This window comes from Bartonella gabonensis, assembly GCF_903679515.1.
In the GTDB taxonomy this organism is placed as follows: domain Bacteria; phylum Pseudomonadota; class Alphaproteobacteria; order Rhizobiales; family Rhizobiaceae; genus Bartonella; species Bartonella gabonensis.
Genome location: NZ_CAHOYM010000065.1, coordinates 1 through 4628, shown reverse-complemented (window position 1 = coordinate 4628; position 4628 = coordinate 1). Strand labels below are relative to the sequence as shown.

Annotated in this window: 4 protein-coding genes; 1 reads left to right on the top strand and 3 read right to left on the bottom strand. The window is 37.8% G+C overall.

Annotated elements, in window-relative coordinates:
• Nucleotides 1-59: 59 nt before the first annotated feature.
• Entirely contained in the window at nucleotides 60-1388 is a 1329-nt protein-coding gene (locus HWX04_RS07805) for a PBSX family phage terminase large subunit (RefSeq protein WP_175869567.1), read from the bottom strand.
• Nucleotides 1369-1701 (bottom strand): hypothetical protein, encoded by a 333-nt coding sequence (locus tag HWX04_RS07800; protein ID WP_175869566.1) that lies wholly within the window; start codon nucleotides 1699-1701, stop codon nucleotides 1369-1371. Before HWX04_RS07800 ends, HWX04_RS07805 begins: the two co-directional genes overlap by 20 nt.
• Nucleotides 1702-1914: 213 nt before the next feature.
• On the opposite strand from HWX04_RS07800, the gene HWX04_RS07795 reads away from it, so the two are divergent.
• Nucleotides 1915-2391, top strand: coding sequence for a hypothetical protein (locus HWX04_RS07795; protein ID WP_175869565.1), 477 nt, complete (start codon nucleotides 1915-1917; stop codon nucleotides 2389-2391).
• 1572 nt (nucleotides 2392-3963) lie between these two features.
• Here the strand turns inward: HWX04_RS07795 and HWX04_RS07790 are convergent.
• A partial coding sequence (locus HWX04_RS07790; RefSeq protein ID WP_175869564.1) for a hypothetical protein occupies nucleotides 3964-4628 on the bottom strand: 665 nt, incomplete at its 5' end.

Below are 4628 nucleotides of genomic sequence, written 5' to 3'. Positions count from 1 at the left end.
AAGCAAGCCTTCTGTTGACAGATCTGAAGCGTTGCTATCTTGCTCTAAATGCTCATGCATCATTCTGCCATCCATGACGTACTCTCATAAGCTTCTCTACCACTGTAAGCTTGTCTCTTATGTTTCTGCACCGGCTGTTCATAACCCACACACATCAATCCAAAAGCATCCGCCCCATGACTCGACCAATCATGCTCGGCGCCCAACCCGATATTCCGCTTCTCATCCCATTTCTCATGATACCAATTCAGTGCCTTACGACCCGCTACGGTTGTCTCCTCATTGAACCAAACAGAAGGCAAGATACGTCGCACTGCCTCTATCCGCATTTTGACAGCACCGGCGCCTTGATTGGGTATCACTTGCGTTTCAAAACCCGCATCATTGAGAGCACTCTCAAAACTCACATTATGCACACGGTCTCTGGTCGCACCGTCATGGGGTAACACCATTAGTGCCTTCTCATAACCATTGTGCCGTAACCAACCGATATGTTCGGATAAAGGCTGCCCTTGTGCTTCGTAATAATCCAGCACTCTAATCTCTCTGCCAACAAACTGTGCTATCCAAATAGCCGTTGCATCTGCCTTAGCGCCCGTTCCCCCAATATCCCAAAACGCCCGTATCTGCATTAAAGGGTCACGGGCAACACGCCCTATCCGCCCCTCTTGCTCGGCTGCCAACATTTCCTTTTGGTAGTAAGCCCCTTGAACCGCTGTAAGATAAGCCCCTTCCCAAATATGTTTATAAGTCTCGGGGCGGTTTGTTAGATCATCAAGCCGTGCTTCATTCAAGATCTTGGGAAACTTCGGATTGTCTGACCAGTTGATCTCTACACGCTTAATCGCTTCATTATCTGAAAAGCGAAAACGCCTTTCAACCGGCGCATTATCTCTTAACGGGTTCCATGTTACCCATAACTCTGCACGCCAATCCTCTCCTTCTTCACGCAATGTTGGAATAAGCGTCTGCCAAGCTGTCTCTGTCACGGGCTCTGCCTCGTCAACCCAACAGAGCAAAATACGCCCCATGGACTTGATACTGGCGATATTCCGGTCTAGTCCAGAAAACTGAAAAGCTATACGCCCATCATTGGACTTAATCGAAGCCTCTCCAATTTTGTAATAATCTTTTAAAAAGTCATGGGCTTCAATCGCACGTTTTATTTCCTCCAATGAACTTTCTGCCAACGAATTTTGAAACTGACGTGCACAAAGAATAGTCCCCGATATCCCTTGCATACCAAATTGATAGCCTTTTAAGGCTGCCATCAAGGCAAATGATCTTGTCTTCCCAGATCCTCGTCCACCCCAAGCCGCTCTTACCAAAGCTTCCCCTTCAAAAAGTGGAATAAGCTTCGGTACAATACTAATCTGTCTTTTCGTCATTCATTAAAGGCACTATTTCCACACGCCCTATCATCTTAATCGCGCCCCCATTCTCACCCGTCACTTGCAAAGGCAATACCTTACCAAGCAAAGCTAAATAAGCCGCGGGGCATTTAATTGCTTGTTTTTCTAAATAAGAGATTAGCCCTTCCTTGCCATACTTATTGCCTGCCAATTCAGCTGCTTTAATGATTGCCTCTTTAAGAAGACGCGTTGTTTTGTTTGGTACGCCTTTAACCCGACCTTGACCTGCCCTCGGTGGTACCAACTTTCCTTTTGGCTTTGGAGCCTGTTCTGTATTTTCGGATGTCATAAAATACGCCCTCCAGATAATAAAAAACCCCGCATTTGCGGGGATTTTTCACTGTATCTCACCCTCATTTAGATACAATACGACCAGTGCCGTAATTGTCATTAAATACGATTTGCATCACTTTGTCAACACCAAAATAACACATATTGATAATTTCAAAGGGAATCTGTATGAAGTGAAGATGCAACAATGAGAAACAAAAGATAAAATCTGATGTTAATACCGTATTTAAAGAAAATTGCCTTATTCGGAATAATAAGTATCTTATTCACTAGTCATGTAAATAGTAAATCGTTAACGAATAGTAACGATAACTATGCTGACTATATTGATGCTTTGTGTCCAGATGGCCAAATTCCTGTTTTGCGTGATGTACAAAATCCATATTCTTTTATTACTTGTGTTGATTCAAAAGAAGCAGGGCCTATTAGAGGTGAAAAAAATGGAGTTAAATTTAGAGTAGTTGCTCTTAATGAAGAACATTATGCAGAAATATTGGAACGTCGTTTTAAAAAAGCTCGGATAAAATCTCAGATAATACAATGCGTCGTAATAGGATTTATAATAATCACCATAATGTCTCTTCCAATTAACATACTCTGGCGATTTAAACTAAAGATTCCTGCATGTTTATTCGCAATAATGACGGCATTATCTGTTATTGCAATACCCTATATATTTAGTTGGTAGTATCTACTTTTATGAAAAGTGCTTTTGAATCGCATTAAGAACAATATGCAAGAATCTATAAAAAGCGAAAGAGGCAGCAAGCTACCTCTTCGCACCTGACCTCTTCTACAAGGGAACGGTCACTGTTTTTTTACAGCGCCGTTATTTCCATATCTATGAAGCGCATTAAGAGCAACCTTTAGTGAATTCACAAGATGCGATAATTCTTGATCTTCTATAATAACGTATAATATCAAAAAATACAATAAAGTCAATAACTTGTGTGCAATTATTTTATATGAATCCACTTAAGAATCCACACTTTTATACGTGTTTAATTTGACCATTTTTTATATAAGATTGTCACGTATGAATAGAGCATAAAAAGCAAATCATGATGTAAATATTATAACAAATCTGTCATTCAAATGAAATGAAAAGCAGCTATCATTCATATGAAATTATCGATAGCATACGTTTAAAGAGCACAACTTGTTTTAAAGATTGGATTGTTAATCGTATAAAAGAAACAAATTAACGTTCGCCAAAATTGGCAAGCGCAAAATCTAAAAATGTTATAGCAATATTAGATCATTCTATAAGAAGGTAATCATTTAAAACTTTTATAAACTTATAGCCCTTAATTCATAAGGGCGCATAAAATATTTAAAGATAAGATTAGTTTTATAACCACGGTATTTTTTTACCGAGGTACGAAATAGCAGATATGAAATTCAAAACGTTATGTTTTATGAAATCAAAAGCCTTTTTATGACGTATGCAAGCAAGCTATCAACAAACATTTCAAAAGCTATAGTTTAAAAATACGAAATCAAATGAGAGCGCCTCAAATTTAAGGGCATCTATTAAAACAAAGATAAGCAAGCAAAATTCAAAACCATTGTAAGATCATAAAGGCATGGAATTTTTCTAAATTTGGAGTCAAAAGCGATATTGTTTAAAGAATGCTTTATTCTAAAGATAACGCCCTCAAAATTGAGCTGGTTAATTTTACCAGCCCCAAAATGGACCGGCTAATTTTTAAAGAAATTAGGTTTTAATGAAAAGTAAAAATACGCTTATAAGGATTTCTTTAAGTGAATGTATAAACGTTTGAAACTGATGTTTTATAACAGTTATCATTTGCTTTTAAAAACGTTTCATTTGCGAAAAAACAAAGATCTAGATTTCACAGAAGAGCCAATCTTAAAAGCCTTATATTTTATAAAAGCGTTTTGATTTATTTGATATGTTTGATTTTAGAAAATGCGTTATTTGAAATTCACTCAACTCAATTTCGAGGTCAGTATATTAAAACGTTTTAAAGAGGCGTTTTGATCATGTGCTTTGTTTCAAATGAATCTCTTTAAGAAAAGGGCGTTATGATTATACGTTTTATAGCTATAACAAATGTTTATAGTTTCTAAATTCACTCTCTCATTTAAATGAATGTTATCAAGATTATATCTATCATTTACGTTCCTTTTGATAAGTTTTTATAAAAACAAGAGAATGCTTGCAATATGATAGGTTTTAAACAATGCATCTTATAATTCGTTTATAGATTAAAGGCGCCCCCCCACGCGCCGTTCTTTATTCTGTCTCATCAATCTTGACAAGGTTATCGCTTTCATAAACTTCATAATTTATAGGAATTTCCTTTACTTTGCTTTTCTTGGTTAATTTCGCATTGCCATAAGCGCGACCCCAGACCTTCGTATAGAATAAAACCTTGGCATTGCCAAAAACAGAGCCATAAATTTCAGCACACCCACCCACCAAAGCACCACCATAGACCTTGCCATGTATTTTTGCACGACCATTAACAACGGCATAATTATAAACCTCAGCATAGCTATGAATACGAGCCGAGCCAGCAACAATGGCACGACCATAGACCCTTGCATAACTAAAAACCGTAGCATCATAAGAAACATGCGCATGATCATAAATATGAGCATCAGCAAAAACGCAAGCACCCCCACTTACATGGGCATACCCATAAACATTGCCATAAATACGGGTATTGCCATAGACACAAGCATGATCATAAATTTTCGCATATTGAGAGATGAAAGCCTTACCATAAACCTCACAATTCCCATAGACTTGACCACACACTTGAGAAAAATGACGTATTTTTGCATTGTCATAAACACGAGCATAGCCATAGACACAAGCTTTATCATATACCCAACAATTGCCATCATGAGAGAGGTTTACTTCCTTTTGAATAAATCCCCCTAAATCCCCTCCCC

Coding starts and splice junctions, on each gene's coding strand:
- HWX04_RS07805 (WP_175869567.1), bottom strand. CDS start 1,388: ATGACGAAAAGACAGATTAGTATTGTACCGAAGCTTATTCCACTTTTT.
- HWX04_RS07800 (WP_175869566.1), bottom strand. CDS start 1,701: ATGACATCCGAAAATACAGAACAGGCTCCAAAGCCAAAAGGAAAGTTG.
- HWX04_RS07795 (WP_175869565.1), top strand. CDS start 1,915: ATGTTAATACCGTATTTAAAGAAAATTGCCTTATTCGGAATAATAAGT.